We start from the raw sequence: 21,656 nt of genomic DNA, 5'->3' as shown, positions 1-21,656 counted from the left end.
AATGAAAAATACTATTCCAAATTTTGTCGCTCAAGAAGAAACGAATGAATGCGGTTTGGCATGCATTGCGATGTTGGCTCAAACTCAAGGCCTTTCACTTTCTCTTAATGCATTGAGGGAAGTTCACCCTGCATCCGATCATGGAACTTCATTGATCGATCTTTCCTCAATTTTAGCAAACTATGGCATCTCAACTACACCTGTCTTATTTGAACATGATGAATTAAATAGTTTGCCGCTTCCTGCGATTTTACATTATGGCGCAAATCATTTTGTCGTACTTGCTTATCGTAAGGGAAACAATGTTTGTGTAATGAACCCTGCGATAGGGCAGCAGTGGTTGCCATTTTCTGCACTAAAAGCCGAAATTAGCGGTTATGCGCTGATTTTAGAGCCGGATACGGCATTGGAAAAAGTCGAATCACTTTCCTCCGGACACAGTACAAATAAGGCCTCCACACAGAAAGTACCTCATGCGATGAGCTTGAAAGAAACCGCTAAGGTGCGAGGCATTTATTGGTTAATGACCTTTGTTTTCCTCGTTTCGCTGACACTATTTTTAATGCCTGCGATGGTGAGTAATGCCATCAACCAAGCCTTTTCAGATGCTAAAAATGCCGTGTTTCCTTATGGTTGGTTTATTGTCGCGTTTGTTGTTGCCACGCTACTTGCGCTAGGTGTTCGCATGATAAGCGAGCGGTTTGTTAAACACTTTGTGTTAATTAACAGTGGTGTGGGTTTTTCGCGGTTAATGAGTAACCCTTTACGATTTTTTGAAAAACGCGCACCAGGGGATATTTTTAGTCGTTTTGTTGCTTGGCAGGGCGCGTTAACTGAGAAAATTGAGCTTGATAATGGGCTTCGAACCGATTGGATTATTTGTGCCATTGCATTGGGTGTGATGTTTTGGATAGCGCCTGTCCTTGCCGTTATTTCAGCGGCAGGGGTGACAGTGATGGGGCTCATTAGCGTGTGGGCAATAATCCGCGACCGTTGGTACACTCAGCAATTACAGCTTAAAGCCGCTGAGCTTAATGACTTTTTTATGGAAACCTTACAAGGCATTCTGACCATAAAAACAGCAGGAATAGAGAATCAACGTAAGGCGCAATTTGCGTGGCTAAGCCGTGAATTATTTACCTGTATGCAGCGTCGAAATGTGTACCAGCAAATTAAAGATGGTATTTACCAGCTAACAGGTAGCCTCGAAATGGTTATTTTTATGTTGGTTGTACTACCGATGGTTGCTAATGATCTGATTTCCTTAGGCGATTTTTTTGCTTATAGCTTTTTGCGTCAAATTTTCACTACCTATGTTACTCGAATTTTTTATGCGATTATCCACAAATCTCAGCTGCATATTATTGATACACGCGCTCACTCTTTATTTCCTCAAAAAAGCGAGGAAAGCACGGTCTCACCTCAAAAAATATCACCAGCAGGTAGAGCCCCGAACCTTAGATTCGAAAATATTCATTTTAGCTATGACCCATCGAAGCCAATATTAAATGATATCTCGCTAGATTTGCCGTCAGGTGCTCAAGTCGCCATTGTGGGTGAATCTGGGGCAGGTAAAAGTACCTTGTTAAGAATTATTGCAGGGCTATTTAGTGCTCAGCAAGGAAAATGTTTGTCAAATGAAGAGGTTGTAAGCGTACAGCAGCTTACGCAACTTGTTTGCTTACAAAGCCAAGAGGATATTTTATTCAATGCAACTGTGTTAGATAACATCACGTTGTTTGACCCTAACTTCCGCGAAAAAGATCGAAAAACAATCGAAAACTTACTCAATAAATTGGCGTTAGGCTCAGTGGTGAGTCAGTTGCCAGGTGGTTTAAATGCGTTGATTAGGGAAAGCCACTCCGCACTTTCTCTTGGGCAACGTCAACGTTTGTTGCTAGCTCGTTCACTTTACAGTTCTCGGCCAATTCTTTTACTGGATGAACCTACCGCAAACTTAGATGAAGAAACAGCAAAAATCGTTATAGAAACAATTCAGGAACATTGCCTAAAAACAGGGAAAACCCTGATTGTTGTGACGCACAGTGAGGAAATCACGGCAAGATTTGATTCAACTTATCGAATTGCTGGGGGGGAATTACATAAAAAAGGACTAATCAGAAACGATGGTGGTAATCGTGATGATGCACCTCAGCCTACAACGCCTTTGCTTGCCAGCGCAGGAGAGTTTTGATTATGACGTCTCCTCGCGTGAAACCGACAGTTTTACATTTATTTTTGCGAACTCGTGTTTGGATTGGCCTTATCGCGTTGTTGCTTGTCATTGTGTTGACGAGTCTTGTGTGGCAAGCACCGACAGAAAGCGCACAAAATCGAGTTATTCTTTCGGTTGATCGGGGTGATATTGAAAAAGTGGTCATGGTGACTGGTACGTTAAAGCCGTCTGTTCAAGTGAATGTGGGTGCTCAGGTTAATGGACAAATTAGAGAATTATTTGTAAAGCAAGGCGATAGGGTCAGTAAAGGACAATTATTAGCTGAAATAGACCCGACAATTCAGCAGTCTGAGCTTAAAAATGCGACGGCACGCTTATTGAGCGCACAAGCACAAAAGCGTGCAGCAGAAGCAACACTCATTCAATACATTAAAGCCTATCAACGCCAGATAATCATGCAGCGCGACGGTTCGGGTATTCGCAGTGAATATGAGCAAGCACAAGCACAATATGAAGCGCAATTACAGCAAGTTAGCGTTAATGAAGCATTAATCACACAATCAGAAATGGATGTGCAAACGGCTCAAGCTAACTTGAACTTTACCCGCATTGTGGCCCCAATTAGTGGTGAAGTATTGGGCATTGTTGCAAATGAGGGGCAAACTATCGTTTCTTCACAAACGGCACCTACGATATTAGTGCTGGCTAATTTAGATAAGATGCAAGTGCAGACCCGCATTTCAGAGGCAGATATTCAAAAAATTCAACCTGATCAGCCACTAACATTCTATGTAATTGCAAATCCTGAAAAACAATACGAAAGCACCATGGGTTACGTGCAACCTATCCCGCCTGAAGCCCTTGATGAGCGTAATAATAATTCGGCTGGGCAGCAAAATAGCGCGATTTATTACAATGGAACATTTGAGGTTGATAACACTGATCGCGCATTAAAAACCTCGATGACGGCACAGGTTTTTATTCGAGTTGCCCAAGCTAAAAACGCGTTGCGTTTACCTGTCAGTGCGTTAGGCCGTTCTCTGGGCCTTAATCAATATGAAGTCATTGTTATCAAAAATGAAGTTACAGAAGCTCGAACCGTCAAGGTAGGCATTAATGATCGCCATTTTGTTGAGATTCTGGAGGGTATCGCTGAAGGTGAGCAGGTTGTTGTTCAGCAAGAGAAAATAGCGAGTTAATCATGACGATAATAACACCAACGTTATCTTCATCTCGTCCTCTTATTGAGCTTCATCATGTTTATCGTGAGTTTTCGGCTGGAACACAAATTATTCCTGTGTTGAATGATATATCACTATCGATAAACCAAGGGGAAATGGTTGCCATTATTGGCGCTTCCGGCTCTGGTAAATCAACGTTGATGAATATTATCGGCTGTTTAGATAAACCGTCTCGTGGCGAAGTTTTTATCAATGGTATCCCTGTTCATGAGGCGAGCAGTGAGCAGCTTGCTGAGTTGCGAAGCCAATACCTTGGGTTTATTTTCCAGCGCTATCATTTGATGCCCTATCTCAGCGCTGAAGAAAACATTGCCATTCCAGCGCTGTATACCGCCATGCCTGAAGATGAGCGAGCGCACAGAATTCAGCTTTTAGCGGATAAGCTCGGTTTACAAGCTCGTTTGAACCATAAGCCATATCAATTATCTGGTGGGCAACAACAGCGGGTCAGTGTGTGTCGTGCATTAATTAATGGCGCGCAAGTCATTTTAGCGGATGAACCAACGGGCGCTTTGGATAGCTCGAGTGGCCATGCGTTAATGAATATTTTGCATCAACTTCATCAAGACGGCCATACCGTGGTGATTGTGACCCACGATAGAAATATTGCTGAGCAAACTCAACGTATTATCGAAATCAGCGATGGGCAAATTATCGCGGATAATCAAAACCGCTCACAAGCGCAAGCACGTGCTCAGCATAATCTTCCTTCTGTTAAAGATAATGGTCGGGCATCACTTTGGCGCGGTATTTATGAGTCTATTCGTATGGCTTGGCGTGCATTATTAGGGCACCGGATGCGCGCTTTTTTGTCTATGTTGGGCATTATTATTGGCATTTCTTCTGTAGTGTCATCAATGGCGGTGGGAGAAGGCGCGAGACGTGCCATTATGGATGAAATTGGTAAGTTAGGCAGCACAACGCTTGAAATCCGTCCGGGCACAGGATGGGGGGCAAAGCGGCCAGATATGGAACGGGCATTATCATTAAATGATATTAAAAGCCTAAAACAGCTCCCATGGATTGAGTCTATTTCGCCTGTTGTCAGCAGCATGACAGTCGCTGTCAATAAAGGGCTCGATTACTCCATCATGTTAAATGGTGTTTCTGATGAATACTTTGCTGCTCAAGGTATTCAGATGTTGTCTGGAAATCAATTCAGTGTGTTAGATGTGAATGACAGTGAGCCTGTTATTGTGCTGGATGATGCCAGTCGGGATATTTTATTTGCACCCGATGAAGAGCCTTTAGGCCAAATTGTTCAAATTGGCAGTTCACCTTGGCGGATCATTGGGATTGCGCGCAAACCAGGCCCGAAAATGTCCAGCGGATATGTTATGGGGTGGGCACCTTACTCGGCTCTTCAGCAGCGAATTCTCGGTGATAAGCCCATTGAATATATCACATTACGTTTTCCTGAAACGTTAGCCACTAAACAAGTCGAAATACAGGTCGAAAAGCATTTACTGCGTGAACATGGAAAAAAAGACTTTTTTATTCAGTCTGATGACCAACTTGCTAGTGCGTTACAAAAAACCTCTGATTCTATGTCATTACTGATCACGTCGATTGCAGCCATCTCCTTATTAGTCGGGGGGGTGGGTGTTATGAATATTATGTTAGTTTCAGTCACGGAGCGAACCCATGAAATAGGCATCCGCCTTTCAGTGGGAGCGAGACCTGCGGACATCATGAACCAATTTCTAATTGAAGCTGTCATGATCTGTTCGTTAGGGGGGCTCATTGGGATTATAGGCTCGTGGTTAGCAGGCGGCATTTTTGCGTATGTCACGACTGAATTTACCATGGTATTCACACTGTTACCTGTGTTATTGGCTTGCGGTTTCTCTGCGTTAATTGGCTTAGTTTTTGGTTATTTCCCCGCTCGCAGGGCAGCCAAGCTTAACCCAACGGAGGCATTAGCACGGGAATGAAAATACAATCGCCTTATTTTGGCTCAGTGGTGCTTTTTATCTGTTTACTCAGTGGATGTGGGAGCTTTACCCGCACCGAGTACCAACGTCCTGAACTTATTTTACCTCATCAATGGGATGATAAAATTCAACACTCATCGAGTGCGAATGATGTTATGTCATCTGATAAGCAAAAAAATACCGCAGGACGTTGGTGGGAAAACTTTAATGATCCCAAGTTATCCCAACTGATTAATCAGGTTTTAGAAAATAATAATGACTTAGCATTAGCTGCAATTAAATTAAAGCAGGCTCGCAATACGGCAGGTTTAGCAAATACCAATATAGCGCCTGATTTCTCATTAGGGGGATCTGCGAGCAACACAAAATCAATTCGCCATGGCACCTCGCCACAAGAAAGTTATAGCGCAGACTTAACATTAAGTTATGAAATTGATTTATGGGGAAAGCTGGCTCGTATTCGTGAAAAAAATGCGTGGGAGGCCGTTGCCACCGAGCAAGATTACCATGCAACGACACTTGTGATAATCAACACAACGGCACAGCTATATTGGAATATTGCGCTATTAAATCAACAAATCAAGAACCTAACGGCAAGCCAGGAAATTGCCCAGAAAAGTCAGCAACTCATTCAGTCTTGGTACTTAGCCGGAAAAGTAAGCCAATTAGATTTATTGCAATCAGAGCAAACGATAATTAGCCGTAAGAATGAATTGCGTCGGCTTACCAAGGAACGTGAGAATTCACGTAATGCCTTAGCACTATTGTTAAATCGCCCAGCAGAGCAGCATGTGAGTGAATTATCTTCGCTTAATAGTGACCTGCGAGTTGAGATTCAGGGAATGACGCCTTTAGCGGTATTAGCTCAACGGCCAGATATTCAAGCCGCAGAGTCACGTTTGCGTTCTACACTGGCTAATTCAGACGCCGAGAAGCTGAGTTTCTATCCTACGCTGTCCCTTCAAGGTGCGCTTAATGCAGGAAGCCAGCTATTTTCTCAATGGTTTAGTGATCCTACTCGTGTTATTGGCAGCAGCCTCTCACTCCCCTTTATTCAATGGAATACCGTAAAACTGACTATTGAACAGTCAGATTTGCAGGTACAACATGCGGCAGTGTCATTTCGAAACACAGCTTATAGCGCACTCGCTGAAATCGATAATGCTATGGAGGCGCGTTTTACTGCGGATGAAATACGGACTCAGTTACAGCAGTCATTATCCCTTAGCCAGCAAAGATTAAAACTCACGGGAAACCGTTATCGCGCTGGCGCTGTTGACTATCAAACACTACTTAATGCGCAGGATGATTTGTTATCCATCGAAAACTCATTAGCGCAGAACCAATACGATTATCTTTATGCAACGTTGCAACTTTGGCTAGCACAAGGTGGTGGTAGCGTTCATCACGAGGACAACCAATCATGAACCAAAAGACCCAATTAAAACGCGTTGTTGTGACAGGATATGGTGCTGTCACTCCCCTTGGCGGAACTGCGCAGGCATGTTGGCAAGCAATCATGGATAAACAATTAGGGTACCGTTACGTCGATAAAACGGATAAAAATATCCACAGCCATTTTTTGGGGTTAATTGATGATGAACCCAATTTAAAAGGTGTACCTGCCGCAATTCGCCGTCGGTTACCAAGGCATACTCGCCTAACGTTAGGGGCAGCTCGTGAAGCTATGGAAATGGCGTTTTCTGGGCGCTCGCCATCTGAGTTTTATGACCCTCTTATGTGCGGCGCAATTATGGGGACAGGATGGGCAGGTTTAGACGAAAGCTATATGTCGGTAAGTGAGTTTGATGCAACAGGCGTGACATCCCCATTCAACTGTTTTTATGCAATGCCAAATGTCACAACGGCAGCATGTAGCCAATTTTGGAATTTACGAGGATATCAAAATACGACAATAGCGGCTTGTGCTACAGGGACTATCGCAATTGGGGATGCGTTTGAAGTGATCCGTAATGGCAGGGCTTCTATGATGTTAGCGGGGGCGGGCGAATCATTACGTACAGATTGCGCTGTGTGGAATATTGACGTATTAGGTGCTTTAACACGAGAAAAAACAGACCCTACGCGTGCTAGTTGCCCATTTAGTGCGGATCGCAGTGGGTTTGTATTATCTGAAGGTGCAGCGGTCGTATGCTTAGAAGAGCGTGACAGTGCAATTGCACGAGGGGCGGTGATATTGGGTGAAATTACTGGGTATGCAAATTATTCAGATGCATTTGATTTTACTTCACCCGCCGAAGACTGTATAGCCCGTATTAAAACGATAGAAATGGCGTTACAGCAAGCGGGGCTAGCACCAGCTTCGTTAGATTATATCAACGCCCATGGTACCTCGACGGCGTTAAATGATTTGAATGAAACAAAATCGCTTAAAAAAGCCTTAGGGGCAGCCGCTTACGGTATTCCAATCTCCAGCACGAAATCATATAGCGGGCATTTAATTGCGGCAGCGGGGAGCTTTGAAACCATTATTTGCTTACAAGCGATGGAACATGGCGTGATGCCAGCAACCGCAAATCTTCATAACTCTGATCCACAATGTGACCTTGATTATATTCCGAATGACCACCGTTTCAAAAAAGTAGAAAGAGCGTTGAATCTCAGCTTTGGTTTCGGCGGTGCAAATGCGGCGCTGATATTGGAGAGCGCGAAATGAGAGCGCTGTATTACACATTAGCTGATGCAGCAGGGTGGGCTAAATTTTCTGGAGACTATAACCCGATTCACTTTGATCTTAAGTGGGTGCAAGCAGCAGGTGGAGAGCAATTAAGTGTCCATGGAATGCGGGCATTGCTTGATGCGAAACAATTTGCGAGTGAGCGGTTTCTTCACGACTCACAAGACGCTCAACAAAGAACAAAATCAGCGTTTATTAAATGTGCCGTACGGCTACGAAGCCCATTATGGAATGATAAATCCTATGATTTAGTTGCGCGTAATAAACTGGGTTCTGTCGCCGTTTTATCCACCGAAGAACAGCAAAATTGCCTAACTTGTCAATTATCTCCAGTTGATGGCTTAAATATGGATGTAGCAGACTGGGGGGGACATATTTCATCGGAGGATATGGCCAAATTACAGTTATCTTTTCCACTTTATCCAATGGAGATATATGAATGGCAATTTATGGATGCAATTTTATTTCAATATTTGATTGGTGATAATTCATTGTTAAAACAAAAAAGTATCTCAAAATGGCTGCCAGAAGGCGCAACCCTAAAAGATATTTTTTCCCGCTACCCCATCGTACAAACACATCAGGAAGTGATTTTTGATAGCGATCTTCTGAAAAAATGGTCCCCGATGAGTAAACCTAAACCGATGAAAATTCAAATTTTACCAGCACTAGTGATGGGGGATTTAGATAGCGGACTATTAATGAGCATCAATATTGTTGGTAGTTATGAAAATAAATTAATCAGTAATTCAATCACTTTAAAAGTGAATGCGTAAAATCGATAACAGTGAAAGGATAAAAAAATGAGCCAATATCAAACAATTTATAACAAAATTAGCGAAATGATTTGTGATGCAAAAGATTTAGAAAGTGAAGAGGTCAATGAGGATCTGACATTAGTCCAGTTAGAGTTTGATAGCTTAGATTATGTTGAATTAATGGTGCTAGTGAAACGTGATTTTAATGTTACGTTAGACGCCGATTTTTTCATTCAACACCCAAATCTTTCAATTAAAGAACTCTGTGAACATGTAGATAAGGAGTCTGAATCCTAAATGGAAAACCATAAGTGGGTGTTAGTCACTGGTGGAAGCCGGGGAATTGGTCAGGCATTAGTCGCTGAGTTATCACATAACTGGAATGTTATTTTCACTGGGCGTAGTACCGAAAGCATAGCGAGTACACTTTCTTCACTCGAAAATGGACGTCCAAATAGATGGATAAAAGGGTTTCAATGTGATGGTAAAGATGAAGAACAAGTCGAGGTGTTATCCCAATCTTTATTAGATAAGTTTGGCGCCCCTGCAGCCATTATACATAACGCGGGTATTGCTAGGGATGCATTACATATTCACCAGAATGCGGATATTTGGCGAGATGTTCTAGACAATAATTTGATTTCCATTGTGAATTGGAATCGAAAATTGGTACCTGCGATGTTAATGACAAATTCGGGTTCTATTGTATTAATGTCATCGGTTACTGGCTTAAAAGGGAATGTTGGACAAACGGCTTATGCGGCAAGTAAGGCGGCGATGATGGGAATGGCTCGCTCTTTAGCGCATGAGGTTGGGCGATTTGGTTTACGGGTAAATTGCCTTGCGCCTGGCTTGATTGAGAGTGATATGACGCGGGCGATGCCTGAAGCGAAATTAAAGTCGATGTGCAAAAATATTCCGTTACGTCGCTTAGGTCAGCCACAAGAAGTTGCTAAAATGGTAGAGTTTCTAATTGGTGATGGCAGCCAATATTTGACAGGGCAAACCTTGGTGCTTGATGGCGGCCTAACGGCATAATCAACAGAGAGTTAATGGGTCATAATATAAAATTAACTCTCTGTATTAATTCGGCCATAAATAGTGAATGTGTGTTGATGTTATTTTTAGTTTTATTAATGTTCACCTTTTTGATTTTTCAAATAAATCCACCAGTAGGTTATACCGACCAATACACCACCACCAATAATATTGCCAATGGTCACGGGGATCAGATTGTCAGTAATAAAATTACTGACAGTGAGGGCAGGGAAACTATCAGCGGAACTGTGGATTGCATCCCAAAATGTATCAGGGGCAAAGTTGCGTATGACAATGGCTAAGGGAATAAGAAACATATTGGCGATGCTATGCTCAAAGCCACTGGCGACAAACATGCCGATCGGCAGCGTCAAAGCGACAATTTTGTCGGTCAAAGAGTGACCAGAGTAACTTAACCAAACCGCAAGGCAGACCATCAAGTTACACAGTGTGCCAAGGCAAACTGCCTCAATAAACGTATGGTGCATTTTATGGTCGGCTGTTTGTAAAACATTTAGCCCCCACAGCCCATTGCTGTTCATCAACTGCCCTGAAAACCAGATAAGCGCAACAAAGAAAATTGCTCCAACAAAATTGCCAAGATAAACTAATATCCAATTACCAATCAATTGCTTATACGTAATTAAATTGCTGGCTTTTGCCATGACGGTCAGGACTGTTGAGGTAAAAAGGTCGGCACCACATACCACGACTAAAATCAGCCCTAATGAGAAGCAAAGCCCTCCAGCTAATTTAGTGAGTGAATTCGCGGGAACCGCGCCTGTTGTAACCGTGATATAGAACGTAAATGCGATAGAAATAAAGATACCGGCCATAATCGCCAAAAAAAAGCTAATATCCTTTTTTTTGCTGACTTTATAAAGGCCTGCTTGCTCTGCGACTTTAGCCATTTCCGCCGGGAGACGTAAGTCAAAGATATTATTGTCTTTCATGAGATGCTCCTTGGATAGTGCTATGGATAGAGGTAATTGCAAAATAAATGCATAACCTATGCCAAGGTTGAGCGAGTTTTATCATTAGAAAGGGCTAATGAATAGCCATTAATTTAGTGGGCTTATTTTTTGTGATACAATTATTGCGCGCAACAGGGTGCATGTTGTATAAAAATTATCTCTTTTTAATTCTTATTTTGATCCATTTAAACTGGATAAATCAGCAATGAACATTAGTCAGCTAAAAAGTTTTGTTGAGGTGGTAAGGAGTGATTTTAATATCACCAATGCCGCTGAAAAAATGTATACCTCGCAACCTACAGTGAGTAAGCAGCTTAAACTACTGGAAGATGAGCTGAATGTTTCTTTATTTAATCGGAAAAATAATAACTTACTTTCATTAAGCCCGATTGGAGAACAAGTTCATCAAGTGGCGTGCGATATTTTGGCGCAGTTTGATAAAATCAAAAATATCGTGTCCCACGAAGATACGACGATTAAACAAAACCTGCATATAGCCACAACACATACACAAATTCGTTATAAATTACCCAAAGTGATTGAGCGTTTTAATGCACGTTACCCCAATATTTCCCTGCATTTTCATCAAGGTGCGCCAGCGCAGTTAGCGGAAATGGTGAACAATGGCGATGTGGATTTTGCTATCGCGACGGAATCAATGCACCTTTATGATGACCTACTTGCATTGCCTTGCTATCAATGGTCGCGCAGCGTTATCGTTCCGCATGACCACCCACTTGCCCAGTGTGAAAAATTAACCATTGAGGAACTGGCTCAGTACCCGCTCATTACTTATGTATTTGGGTTTACGGGGCAATCAAAGCTGGACCAAGTTTTCTATCAAAATAAATTAACGCCAAATGTCGTATTAACGGCAGTTGATACAGAAATTATTAAATACTATGTGAAGCGCGGGGCAGGGGTAGGTATTATTTCGACAGTCGCCTTTGACCCTGAAGAAGACAGCGAGACATTACGCTGCATTGATATCAGTAATTTAGTGAAGCCGAGCTATACCCATGTGTGTATCAGTCGACATATGCACCTGAAAGACTATATGTATGACTTTATTTCCAGTTATGCTCCCCACCTTGATTTAAATTATATTCACCAATCCGCACAGTGGGTTCCAACAGATAAAAACGAGCGAGACGAGCTCTATCGTTCACTACCTGAACTCTAAAAAAAAAGCCGAATAATTTAGGTTATTCGGCTTTAGATTGCTGTGTGTATTATTTTCGTTTTAACGTGTCGCGATATTAATAAAAATCTGAGCGCCAATTAATAGGCAGTCATCGTCGACAAAATAAGGGTTTGCATGCAAGTAGTTATTAATCCCTTTCGCTTGGCTACCGCTGCCTAAAAAGTACATCGCGCCAAGCTTATCTTTTGTGGCATTGACCATAAAACTGAAGTCTTCACTTCCTGTCATTGGCTTACCATTTGGCTCAATGTTTTCAACGGGTAAGAATGCTGCTGCCGCATCATAAATAACTTTAGCCGCTTGAGGGTGGTTAACAACCGCAGGGTAGCCACTGCATTCAAGTGTCGTTTTAAAACCGCCCGCTTCACTGCGCTCAACAATCTCTTTAAAGCTCGCTTTTAAGATTTTGTCGGTTTCTTCATCCATTGAGCGAATGGTTCCACGCGCTTGGACGTGATCAGCTAATGCGTTTGGAATGGTTCCACCGTTGATCATGCCGCAGCCAAAGACCGCAGGGCTGAAAGGATCGGTTTTTTTCGCAACGATGTAATCCATATAATCGATAATACGCGTGGCTTCGCGAATGGCATCCAACCCTTTATGCGGTGTTGAACCGTGCGCAGAAACACCGTGTACATCCAGTGTCCAAGCGGAGCCATAAGAGGACATGACACCCGCGTTAAACTTGATATTGCCTGTTTCAAATGCCGCATCATTGTGTAAGCCATAAACCTCATCAACGCCGTCCATGCAGCCCATTTCAACCATTTTATTGGCACCGGGTACACGCATGTCTTCTTCCGCCATTTGGAAGATAAAACGCACGTTATGGGTTAGTTCATCACGGTTTTCACTGAGATATTTTGCCGCGGTCAGCGCGATTGTCATGTGGGTATCGTGACCACAGTTATGGGCACAACCTTCATGAACAGAGCTGTGTTCATTGCAGGTTAAATCAGGCATTTCAAGGCCATCGATATCAGTACGATAGGCAATTAAACGCTTCGAAGGGTCAATAATGAGATCTGCGGTAAAACCGGTATAACCTTCAAATAGGCGAATGTTGTAGCCAAAACTTTGCATCAGCTCGCGGCAGTATTGCGATGTTTTGAATTCTTGGCCTGATAACTCAGGAATTTTATGTAAGTCTTGGCGCGTTTTTTTGCTGAATGTCTCAAGCGCAAAGAGCTTTTCGCTAATATTGTACTTATTGGTCATTACATTATTTCCCGTATACAGAAAGCAATTTTCATGCTGTTAAAAGGGTCCCTGATGTAAGCGCGTTCGATTCGATATCGCACTGACGTAACATAACTGCATTTTATTTTCAAAATAAGCCGACTATCAGAAAAATATCTGTGGTGGTTATTGTTGATTATTATTGGTTGGATAGATTTTAACGTTAATATTCGCAAAGTATGCGTGACGGGGATCGTATTTATATCATATCAGTATTTCATGGCTCATGAAGAATAGGGATGGTGAGGGGGTGAAATAAAAATAGTAAATTTTAATTCTCATAAAATGATTAAAAATCAATGTGTTAATTTTTTAGGCTGAAAGGTGAATATTAATTTTTTTATATTCATTAAAGTTATTTGTGTTAAGGGTTTATGATTTTAATGCGTTATTTGAAATAAATTAATTGGTTTGGTAAATATAAAATTTTCAATAAGATTAAATATATTTAAAAATAAGCAGTGATAAATATAAATAAAAAGGGAGGCTAGTGGATGTGTATAAGAAACACCCCTAAATACGATGCTAAAAACAGCATATTTAGGGGAGGGAATTAATTTTTAAAGGAGCTAATAAATGCGAGGTATTCCTCTTTGCTCATGAGTGGCTTGTAATTATCCATAAGGGCATCAGCGCCCGCCGCATCATCAAACAATAGGTCAATAATGGTCATCGCCATCATTTGAGCTGGGCGGATATACGCCATATCATCATCAAATACCACGTAATCTTTACCATGTAATCCACCACGTATTGCACCAATCCACGGGTGGCTCACTGGCATGATATGAGAAAGATCGCCAGTATCTGTGCTGCCTGTCATATGTTCAGCAACCCAAACATTGTCTTCACCAATTAAGTCATGCGCATTGTGTTGCAGTAAGTCATTGAGTGTGTCGTTGTTATAAAGTGGCAAGTAACCCGGTAAATCTTTTACTTCCACTTCTGCACCAACAGACATTGCCCCTGCAACTAGCGCACGAGTAATTCTTTCATTAGCATCAATCATCGCTGGGACATTTGAGGCTCTGACATAACTTTCCATACGCACATCACTTGGGGTGACATTCACCAAATCGCCACCTTGGGTAATGATTGGGTGGAAACGGATATAATCTTTTTCTTGGAAGGTTTCGCGAATTGCATTCACCCCCATAATCCCCATCATGGCAGCATTGAGTGCGTTCACACCCAAATGTGGCGCAGCTGCGGCATGGGAAGATTTACCCTTGTAGTTAATCAGTTTGCCAATAAACCCGTTGGTAGTTGTCGACATCTCGATAAAACCAGTATCGCGCTCAGGCTTAACACTGGTTAAGTGGATTTGCATTGCCATATCCACATCATCAAACTCACCGAGGGAAATGAGCTCGGGCTTGCCACCGATATAATTGATTTTTCCTTGCTCAATCAATTTATTACGGTAAGCAAGTTCGACATACTCCTCTGCGGGAACCGCGAAGGGAACCACGTCCCCCGCGAGGTATTCCATCGCACCTGACTTAACCAGACCAATTGTCACTGCCATCATATTGGCAATTTGCGCATTGTGACCGCAGCAGTGAGCCGCACCTGTCAGGTCATCGGCATCTGGGTGTTCTGCACAAATGATGGCATCGAGTTCACCAATCACAGCAATGCTGTGCTTGCTCCCTTTACCACCTTTCAATCGTGCTTTGACACCAGTCAAGGCCAGTTGATTACGGTAGTTGACACCTAACGCTGAAAACGCAGCTTCAACTTTTTTTGCCGTTTTGGTTTCTTTGTAACCCAGTTCAGGCTCTGCCCAAATATCATCTGCCAGCTTTTTGATAACGTCTTTGTTTGACGCGATAGCTTCGCAAACTTTGGCTTTCAATTGGTCTTTGGTCATTGTCATGGTTAATATTTCCTCTATTTAGATAACGCCACTCCATGAAAGAGTCACTTGACCAATAAGTGCAGCGAATAAGAACGTTCCCGTGAATACCGCCAGTGAGACTGGAATGATCCGCCAAGAGATGGCTTTAAATTTTTCGATATCTTTACCGAGTGAAAGACCCGCGAATGCCAACACTGTGGTACTGATGACGGCAAGTGAAATTTTGCCTGTCATTGCGATCATTTCTTTATCGTAAGGGAATAATGGTGAACACAGACCCGCAGCAATTAGGGATACCCAGAAAATAACTGGTAATTTACCCAATGGTGGAATTTGTGCGATTAAGTACGCCGCAAATGACATACCGCCTAACAGTGCCATCGCAATCAGCGAGTCACTAAAGACTGCGCCAAAACTACCACGGCCATAGATTGAACCGCCTAGTGCATCACCCAGTGAGGTGAAGATGATAACTAATACGATGATTATTGCAATTTCTGCCATCTTTTTCATGATTTCGTATCCTTATTCTGTATCCGCTGATGCCGTTGCACGTTTTCTTTTCAGTTTGTTGTACAAGAAAGAGGCAAAAGGTAAGGAGAAGAAAATGTAGATGTACAGACCTAAAACGGAAGACATCAAGTTTGCGGATGATGAGAACGCTTGGATATCCGCAGCATGTTGTGGGTACAGTTCCAGTAATGGTGCAACAGACGCGGCTAACATCGAACCACTACCAACACCAGCACCCATGGCTAACGCGAGCGGGCTCATAATATCGAGTCCAGCAATAACGCTGGCAATAATCCCCATCCAAACAGCACCGTATAACGTACCGCAGATGTACATTGCCATGACACCACGGCCTTCTGGTGAGCTTAAACCGTATTTCGCTTCGATGATGGCGATGTTTGGTTCACGACCAATAGAGTAAGTTGCCCCGACGGCTTCACGTCCCATGCCTAACATGATGGCCAGTGGTAAACCGAGCAGAATAGTCCCGATAAAGTGGCCAACTTCCTGAAGGATCAGCGCACCACCTGCTTGAATAATTTTTTCCCAAGATGCACCAACAGAGGTGCTTAATTTTGCAATTAAGATAACTAACGCGACACTCATAATTGAGCTAGCACGCGCCATGTTTTGTTCATTAAGAATTTTGAATTTTGGAAAACTGACAATACCACCCATCAACATGGAATAAAGCATTGGAAAAACCATCACAAGACTGATTTTAATTTGCCCTATTGCTTCCGAAAGAAGAATGATCAGTAAGCTAACCAAAAGCAACTTACTATCTTTTAATATACCCATAGTGTTACCTTTCATTGGAAATGTTTTTAAGAGTAATTCGTATATATTTATAATTAAAAAGCATTATTTGCGTATTCATACTATCCATGAAACTATTTTCCTGACAATATTCCGAAAAAGTCTCAGCCATGCCTAAAAGGCATGGTTAAAAGTCATAAATTAATATTCATTAATGAATTGAAATAAAGAGAATCATTCTCAATTTATTTTTTTATGAAATCTTCTTGTTTTTCATTAATATACAAAATTATTTTAATTTTTTAACATGTTGTTTCATAAGTGTTTTTGAATACTCACTGAATTTTAGTAAAAAACCGTTAATTCACGGAATAATGTGATTTTGTTCTTATTTTTCTATTTATTTTGAAAAAACAACCATCGATAAATTATTTATATAATGGCGGGAATTGAATTTTAAATAGTGCCAATTATAAACCTTTGGCATTTTAATTTTTATTTAAATCTGAAATGAATGTTATTTTTGGGATAATTAACTGGTAGTGATTTCGCTTATTTTTCTCAAATAAATTTGATAATTTAAAATATACCTACATTGATAGGGGTTTTTGATCAAGATCTCAAAATTGAACATTTGTTAATTGGAAAGCAAGAATAGGGTAGCACTTTAATAAATTTTCGATGAGAGGTGCTAGGTTTAGCCGTAAGAGAAAAAATATTATTAAAAGCGACTAGCCCTGCGGTTATGTAGGGCTAGTTGCGGTTAAGAGCTAAAATTGTGCATTAAGTCCTAGGCGGAAAGTTCTTCCTGGGGCTGGCATCATGCTGCGAGTTAATGGGTCAATATAGTAGCGGTCGGTGAGGTTGGTCACTAAAAATTCAACATTGACGTGTTTATCAATCTGATAGCTTGCATAGGCATCCGCGGTGAAATTAGGTGCCCAATGCATGGGGCTGTTATTCGCCATCGAATACTTGCCCGGATAACGCTGGATTAATTTCTTTTCGTCCTTGTTTTGTACACTGCTGGTGTAACGTAAGCGAGTGCCGACTTCGAGTGTTTCATCCATAAAACGCATGCCAAGGTTTGAGTTAATGGCATACTTTGGTTGAAGTTGCGTGCGCAAGAATCCTCCCGGGAAACCCGCAGTGGTACAGTGGGAGACGTTGTACTGGTTACCGATATCTAATTTGGCGGGTTCGGCATCATCACAAACTTCATTTTTTAAGCGATAATCCACGCCAACATCCATAAAGGCATTACCATTATCGTAACGAGCTTGAAGTTCAATCCCCGCCGTTTTATGTTCTTTTACTTGAATGAAATTTAGACGTCCATCACGGTCAAAGGCATTCTCAATGACCGTATGGTAATAGCCAATTTTGACATCCGCAAAACGCTCAGCGCCGAGTAAATCTTGCAGATTACGAGAGTAACCAAATTCCATAGTTTTGCCGCGCTCAGGCTTAAAGGTCATTTTTTCTTTTCTAGCTTCACTTTCCCCTGCAAAACCAATGCTATTTTCGAAGATGCTAGGTAAGCGGATAGTCTCGATATAACGTGCATAAATACGGTCGTTATCAGTGAGGTAGATATTGGCACCAAAAGCCGGCGCCCAGCCATGGCTTTTTTGTTTCCCTGTAAATTTCCATTTTTCTTCTTCTGTTAGTTCCCGTGTTATTTCATCAGCAGGGTGCTCATAGGCATCGTTATAGACAAACACTTCTTTGCCTGTTGCTGGGTCAATTGCCCTAGCTTGTGAGTCAAATGTGCCGTTGTGGAAAGGATTAGTTTTTGTGGTATAGCGGCCATCGCTATCCGATTTCCATTTTGTTTGGAAGTTAACGTCTAAAACGCCATTTTCATCAGGTGATGAGCCATTTTCTCTCTTGGTAATGTAAACGGTATAGTTAGCATCATCTAACCCAAGTACAGAGGTTAAAATTAGGTCGTTACGATAGCCTCCAGCAAAGGGTTTATAACCCTTTGCAATGGCTTGGTCATACTCACTTTGTGTTAATATCCGCTTATAGTTGATATTTCGGGCTAGGCGTTGATCGGGGTTTTGGAAGCCTTTAACACGCTTTCGCATTTGCTCTTTTAAGTAATCATCCTCAGTCCAACCATCAATGTATTTTGCACCGGCATCCAGTTCTAACCAACTCGTTGGGCGGTAGTTGAAGTTAAAAGCGACACTGGTTTCTTGACGGTGCCCTTTGCGGGGAAGGGCAATAAATGGGCTGGCAGTTTGTGAGGGAACCACGTCATTAGAGTCTAATTTTTCCTTTAGCATCGATCCCCGTAGGGTTAAATCAAGGTTCGATGTTAATGACATCGTATTGTTTAAGTTAAAGCCAATACGGTCATTTTCCGAGTTCGTTGCGGCGGTATTGATCAAGGAACCATCAATTTTAGGGTCTTTTCCTGGCCCATAGCCACCTTCAAATCCCCAATCCCGTTCTTTCGGCTCTCTAGGGTAGCCACCTGATGTATTGGTATCGCCAACGGAGTGAGTCATCCAGAGGTTAGCATTGAAGTCAATCCAAGGGTTATCATCAGGTTGCCACGCATATTCTGCATTGTAGGCATTCACAGTAAAGTGCGCTAAAGGCCATTGAGGAACAAGGTGTTTGCCCTCAAGTTCTTGAAAACCAATACGCGACGGCATAATTTCACCGTAAGTACTTTCACTACGGCGAAAACCAACGTGCAATGTTTGGTTTTCAGTGAGGTACAAATTGGTTTTAATTAAGTACGATTCCAACTCATTTGAGGTATTGGTGACCTCTTTACCGGGACGATAGATATTTGCAGCAAAGGGCATGTAAGGGTCTGGCCCAAGTTGTTGTTGTAAGGTTTGTTGTTCATTTAGCTGGACGGACTCTTTGTAACGGTGTGCGCCATTTTTACCCGCAAAATAATTACCTTGGCGCCGATATGCATAAGCAGCCATGACATCAAATTTTTCTTGCCGTGTTCCAACGGCAATTCGTCCTCCGTTATCTTTAAAGTTAAAAAACTGCGCATTACCACGGGATTTAGGGATGATATTGACGGCAGGATCTGAGAAAACATAGTTATTTTTTTTATAAATTTCGGGATGATCGCGGTAATCTTCGCCATAAGCAAAGTGTGAGATACGTTCTCTCGTGGAATTGCTGCTGGTTTCTAATTTTAAACTCACACCAAATTTTTCATCGGGGGCGACGACATCATCAATACCTAGAGTACGGATAGCAATACCACCGCCGACAGAGGTTTTAATATCGCCCGTTAAAGAACCACTTTTCTCAATCTCAATGCTACTGATTAAATTGGGGTCAACATAGTTACGGTTATTCGCCCCACTATAACCTCGCCAGACAGTTAAAGATTGCTCGGTACCATCGACGGTGACGGGCACGCGCTCTTGCCCTTGAATTCCGCGAACATTAGGGTCTAACGCGCCACTATTACGGGCATCTCCGCTGTAGACACCAATGGCGCTATTTAAGACATCGGCGGTACTGGTGCCCTTATAGCGTTCGACAAGATCTTTGCCTAAATAAACTTTAGATCCTTTGGAATCATATTGGTCGTCGTAGCCTTGTCTATCTCGTTCTTTGATGGTTTTTGCTGCATCTTCGACGGTGATCGTACCAAGGTGTTCTTGCTTTTCTGCAAAGGTGGTTGCAGGGAAGGTAAGTGTAGCGATGATTGCTGCTGCCACTGGGTTTAATGGGAATTTATACATTTTAGTTTCTCTATGCCATAACACTTAAAATCGGGTTTCAACCCCGACAGAAATTTCATGCTGGTGATAGGAGTAGATCCCATCAGCCGAACTGCGGTTATCACGAAAGCGGTAACTGGTATAAGGGGTAAATGTAAAAAGCGAATAGTTAGGGAAGTTGAGCCGTGCAAAATACATGGCTTCGCGGTCGTGGCGTTTCACATTCAACATGGCGTTAAAATCTTGGAACTGGCTTTCCCGATAGGTGGCTAAACCTAATAAATGGATATCAGGGGTTAATATGCTGAAAAAGCCTGCGCGAACGCCTAACTGATCATAATCATCGCTACGAACTTCTGTTCTAACGCGAGTTGCATCAGCGCCTAAAAACAAGGAGGTTTCTGCGGTTACGCCATAAATTCCCGTGAGATGTAAACTTGAACGGCTGCCATCTGCGCTGTCATAGGGCTTTTGGTAATGAAGTTGTTGGTAATCAGCCGATGCGGTGAGAATAACTTGGGGGGTAAATTGGTAGTCGCCGTCGATTCGCCCTCCTGTGCCAAGGTATCGGCGTTTCCCGTCCACGGTTTTAAGCTCAAGTTGTGGGCCTACAGAAAAGGTACTATTGGCATTATTAAACCGATATAAGGTAGCGAATGAAGTTGTATTTTCACTAAATTCCCCCTCATGAGGATAGCGGTCTCCATAAGCGGTACCTTTGATTTGTAGGGAATGATGGCCTGCGATAGGGACAATTTTACTCAAGCTAGCATCAAGGGATAAGCCTGAAGCAGAAATAGGGTCGGCCATTTTCCATGTGCCTCCTGGTGTTTCCCACACTTTATTTTTATCAGGTACTTGGTTGATATTACTATTGTATTTATAACCAAGGGATAAACTTCCTGTCCATGAAGTTCGGTTTTCAATGGCAGCAATAAACTGTTGAATTGTTTGCTGGACACTTGCAGGTAACGCTAAATTTTCGTCGTTAATTAGGTTAGTAAATAGAGCCAAAGACTCACTGTTTTGGTTATCTTCATAATAGGTGCGAGCCAGTTCCAATTTAATACGTAAAAAATGTGGGGAACGTTCTAGTATTTGCTGGTAATAATCAATTGCTTGGGCATACTTTTTTTGTGATTTTGCGACTTCAGCTTTAGCAAACAGCACCAACAATGGATCCGCATCAGATAAAGTTTGATAACGTGGTAATAAACGTTGCACGTCCTGAAATTGGCGATGATTTATCGCAAGGTAAATGGCTTGTCCAAGATCTTGGGCATTATTTTTGAGGGAGTAAGTTTGCCCATTAAGGTTGATGGACATGCCATCAAGTAACATAGGCTGGCTATCATCGGGGGCCGCTGCGCTTTTATCACGGTAACTCTGCCTATCTTTTTGCCATAATAATTGTTCGCGATCGGTATCGAGGTTGGCAGAGAATGCAGATAAAGAGGCCGTTACGAGGGTGAACGGTAATAAAAAAGAATATCGCATAGGTCAGTTTCGATGTTGAAAGTTTGCTATCAACGGCAAAATCCATTTCGC

At 42.2% G+C, this 21,656-nt stretch carries 16 protein-coding genes; 9 read left to right on the top strand and 7 right to left on the bottom strand.

Going from position 1 to position 21,656, the window contains the following annotated elements; genetic code table 11:
• Position 1: 1 nt before the first annotated feature.
• From AC4IFO_RS13675 to AC4IFO_RS13640, 8 genes are read left to right on the top strand one after another with little or no spacing between them, the layout of a single operon-like run.
• Entirely contained in the window at positions 2-2,194 is a 2,193-nt protein-coding gene (locus tag AC4IFO_RS13675) for a peptidase domain-containing ABC transporter (RefSeq protein ID WP_490735144.1), read from the top strand.
• Between the two features lie 2 nt (positions 2,195-2,196).
• On the top strand, positions 2,197-3,375 hold the full coding sequence (locus AC4IFO_RS13670; RefSeq protein WP_490735142.1) for an efflux RND transporter periplasmic adaptor subunit: 1,179 nt from the start codon (positions 2,197-2,199) through the stop codon (positions 3,373-3,375).
• 2 nt (positions 3,376-3,377) lie between these two features.
• Entirely contained in the window at positions 3,378-5,351 is a 1,974-nt protein-coding gene (locus AC4IFO_RS13665) for an ABC transporter permease (protein ID WP_490735140.1), read from the top strand.
• Positions 5,348-6,778, top strand: a complete 1,431-nt coding sequence (locus tag AC4IFO_RS13660) for an efflux transporter outer membrane subunit (RefSeq protein WP_490735138.1) — start codon at positions 5,348-5,350, stop codon at positions 6,776-6,778. Before AC4IFO_RS13665 ends, AC4IFO_RS13660 begins: the two co-directional genes overlap by 4 nt.
• Positions 6,775-8,028, top strand: a complete 1,254-nt coding sequence (locus tag AC4IFO_RS13655; RefSeq protein ID WP_490735136.1) for a beta-ketoacyl-[acyl-carrier-protein] synthase family protein — start codon at positions 6,775-6,777, stop codon at positions 8,026-8,028. The genes AC4IFO_RS13660 and AC4IFO_RS13655 overlap by 4 nt, the downstream gene beginning before the upstream one ends.
• Positions 8,025-8,825, top strand: a complete 801-nt coding sequence (locus AC4IFO_RS13650; protein ID WP_490735134.1) for a MaoC family dehydratase — start codon at positions 8,025-8,027, stop codon at positions 8,823-8,825. Before AC4IFO_RS13655 ends, AC4IFO_RS13650 begins: the two co-directional genes overlap by 4 nt.
• Positions 8,826-8,852: 27 nt before the next feature.
• Positions 8,853-9,104, top strand: coding sequence for an acyl carrier protein (locus tag AC4IFO_RS13645; protein WP_353242109.1), 252 nt, complete (start codon positions 8,853-8,855; stop codon positions 9,102-9,104).
• Positions 9,105-9,845, top strand: a complete 741-nt coding sequence (locus AC4IFO_RS13640) for an SDR family oxidoreductase (protein ID WP_490735131.1) — start codon at positions 9,105-9,107, stop codon at positions 9,843-9,845.
• A 95-nt stretch (positions 9,846-9,940) separates the two neighbouring features.
• On the opposite strand, the gene focA is transcribed toward AC4IFO_RS13640, so the two are convergent.
• A complete protein-coding gene (gene focA, locus AC4IFO_RS13635; protein WP_490735129.1) occupies positions 9,941-10,798 on the bottom strand; it encodes a formate transporter FocA in 858 nt (285 codons plus the stop codon).
• 226 nt (positions 10,799-11,024) lie between these two features.
• Here focA and AC4IFO_RS13630 point away from each other — a divergent pair, with 226 nt between their 5' ends.
• Positions 11,025-12,002 (top strand): LysR substrate-binding domain-containing protein, encoded by a 978-nt coding sequence (locus AC4IFO_RS13630; RefSeq protein ID WP_490735127.1) that lies wholly within the window; start codon positions 11,025-11,027, stop codon positions 12,000-12,002.
• 60 nt (positions 12,003-12,062) lie between these two features.
• Here AC4IFO_RS13630 and AC4IFO_RS13625 read toward each other — a convergent pair whose 3' ends face one another.
• From AC4IFO_RS13625 to AC4IFO_RS13600, 6 genes are all read right to left on the bottom strand, one after another.
• Entirely contained in the window at positions 12,063-13,241 is a 1,179-nt protein-coding gene (locus AC4IFO_RS13625) for a M20 metallopeptidase family protein (RefSeq protein WP_490735125.1), read from the bottom strand.
• A 574-nt stretch (positions 13,242-13,815) separates the two neighbouring features.
• Positions 13,816-15,141 carry an amidohydrolase gene (locus AC4IFO_RS13620; protein ID WP_490735123.1) on the bottom strand — a complete coding sequence of 442 codons (1,326 nt, stop codon included), beginning with the start codon at positions 15,139-15,141 and terminating at the stop codon, positions 13,816-13,818.
• An 18-nt stretch (positions 15,142-15,159) separates the two neighbouring features.
• On the bottom strand, positions 15,160-15,636 hold the full coding sequence (locus AC4IFO_RS13615) for a hypothetical protein (protein ID WP_353242115.1): 477 nt from the start codon (positions 15,634-15,636) through the stop codon (positions 15,160-15,162).
• Positions 15,637-15,648: 12 nt separating this feature from the next.
• Positions 15,649-16,437, bottom strand: a complete 789-nt coding sequence (locus AC4IFO_RS13610; RefSeq protein ID WP_353242116.1) for a DUF3100 domain-containing protein — start codon at positions 16,435-16,437, stop codon at positions 15,649-15,651.
• Between the two features lie 728 nt (positions 16,438-17,165).
• Positions 17,166-20,129, bottom strand: a complete 2,964-nt coding sequence (locus tag AC4IFO_RS13605; protein ID WP_490735120.1) for a TonB-dependent receptor domain-containing protein — start codon at positions 20,127-20,129, stop codon at positions 17,166-17,168.
• A 24-nt stretch (positions 20,130-20,153) separates the two neighbouring features.
• On the bottom strand, positions 20,154-21,605 hold the full coding sequence (locus AC4IFO_RS13600; protein WP_490735117.1) for a surface lipoprotein assembly modifier: 1,452 nt from the start codon (positions 21,603-21,605) through the stop codon (positions 20,154-20,156).
• Positions 21,606-21,656 lie beyond the last annotated feature (51 nt).

This window comes from Providencia sp. UF-224, assembly GCF_058245955.1.
Note: the sequence above shows the minus strand (reverse complement) of the source record. Positions and strands in the feature narration are given on the sequence as shown.

Bases quoted from the DNA above. Each gene is read 5' to 3' on its own strand.
- AC4IFO_RS13630 (WP_490735127.1), top strand. From the start codon at position 11,025: ATGAACATTAGTCAGCTAAAAAGTTTTGTTGAGGTGGTAAGGAGTGAT.
- AC4IFO_RS13660 (WP_490735138.1), top strand. From the start codon at position 5,348: ATGAAAATACAATCGCCTTATTTTGGCTCAGTGGTGCTTTTTATCTGT.
- focA (WP_490735129.1), bottom strand. From the start codon at position 10,798: ATGAAAGACAATAATATCTTTGACTTACGTCTCCCGGCGGAAATGGCT.
- AC4IFO_RS13640 (WP_490735131.1), top strand. From the start codon at position 9,105: ATGGAAAACCATAAGTGGGTGTTAGTCACTGGTGGAAGCCGGGGAATT.
- AC4IFO_RS13625 (WP_490735125.1), bottom strand. From the start codon at position 13,241: ATGACCAATAAGTACAATATTAGCGAAAAGCTCTTTGCGCTTGAGACA.
- AC4IFO_RS13670 (WP_490735142.1), top strand. From the start codon at position 2,197: ATGACGTCTCCTCGCGTGAAACCGACAGTTTTACATTTATTTTTGCGA.
- AC4IFO_RS13655 (WP_490735136.1), top strand. From the start codon at position 6,775: ATGAACCAAAAGACCCAATTAAAACGCGTTGTTGTGACAGGATATGGT.
- AC4IFO_RS13605 (WP_490735120.1), bottom strand. From the start codon at position 20,129: ATGTATAAATTCCCATTAAACCCAGTGGCAGCAGCAATCATCGCTACA.
- AC4IFO_RS13675 (WP_490735144.1), top strand. From the start codon at position 2: ATGAAAAATACTATTCCAAATTTTGTCGCTCAAGAAGAAACGAATGAA.
- AC4IFO_RS13610 (WP_353242116.1), bottom strand. From the start codon at position 16,437: ATGGGTATATTAAAAGATAGTAAGTTGCTTTTGGTTAGCTTACTGATC.
- AC4IFO_RS13645 (WP_353242109.1), top strand. From the start codon at position 8,853: ATGAGCCAATATCAAACAATTTATAACAAAATTAGCGAAATGATTTGT.
- AC4IFO_RS13615 (WP_353242115.1), bottom strand. From the start codon at position 15,636: ATGAAAAAGATGGCAGAAATTGCAATAATCATCGTATTAGTTATCATC.
- AC4IFO_RS13665 (WP_490735140.1), top strand. From the start codon at position 3,378: ATGACGATAATAACACCAACGTTATCTTCATCTCGTCCTCTTATTGAG.
- AC4IFO_RS13620 (WP_490735123.1), bottom strand. From the start codon at position 15,141: ATGACAATGACCAAAGACCAATTGAAAGCCAAAGTTTGCGAAGCTATC.
- AC4IFO_RS13600 (WP_490735117.1), bottom strand. From the start codon at position 21,605: ATGCGATATTCTTTTTTATTACCGTTCACCCTCGTAACGGCCTCTTTA.
- AC4IFO_RS13650 (WP_490735134.1), top strand. From the start codon at position 8,025: ATGAGAGCGCTGTATTACACATTAGCTGATGCAGCAGGGTGGGCTAAA.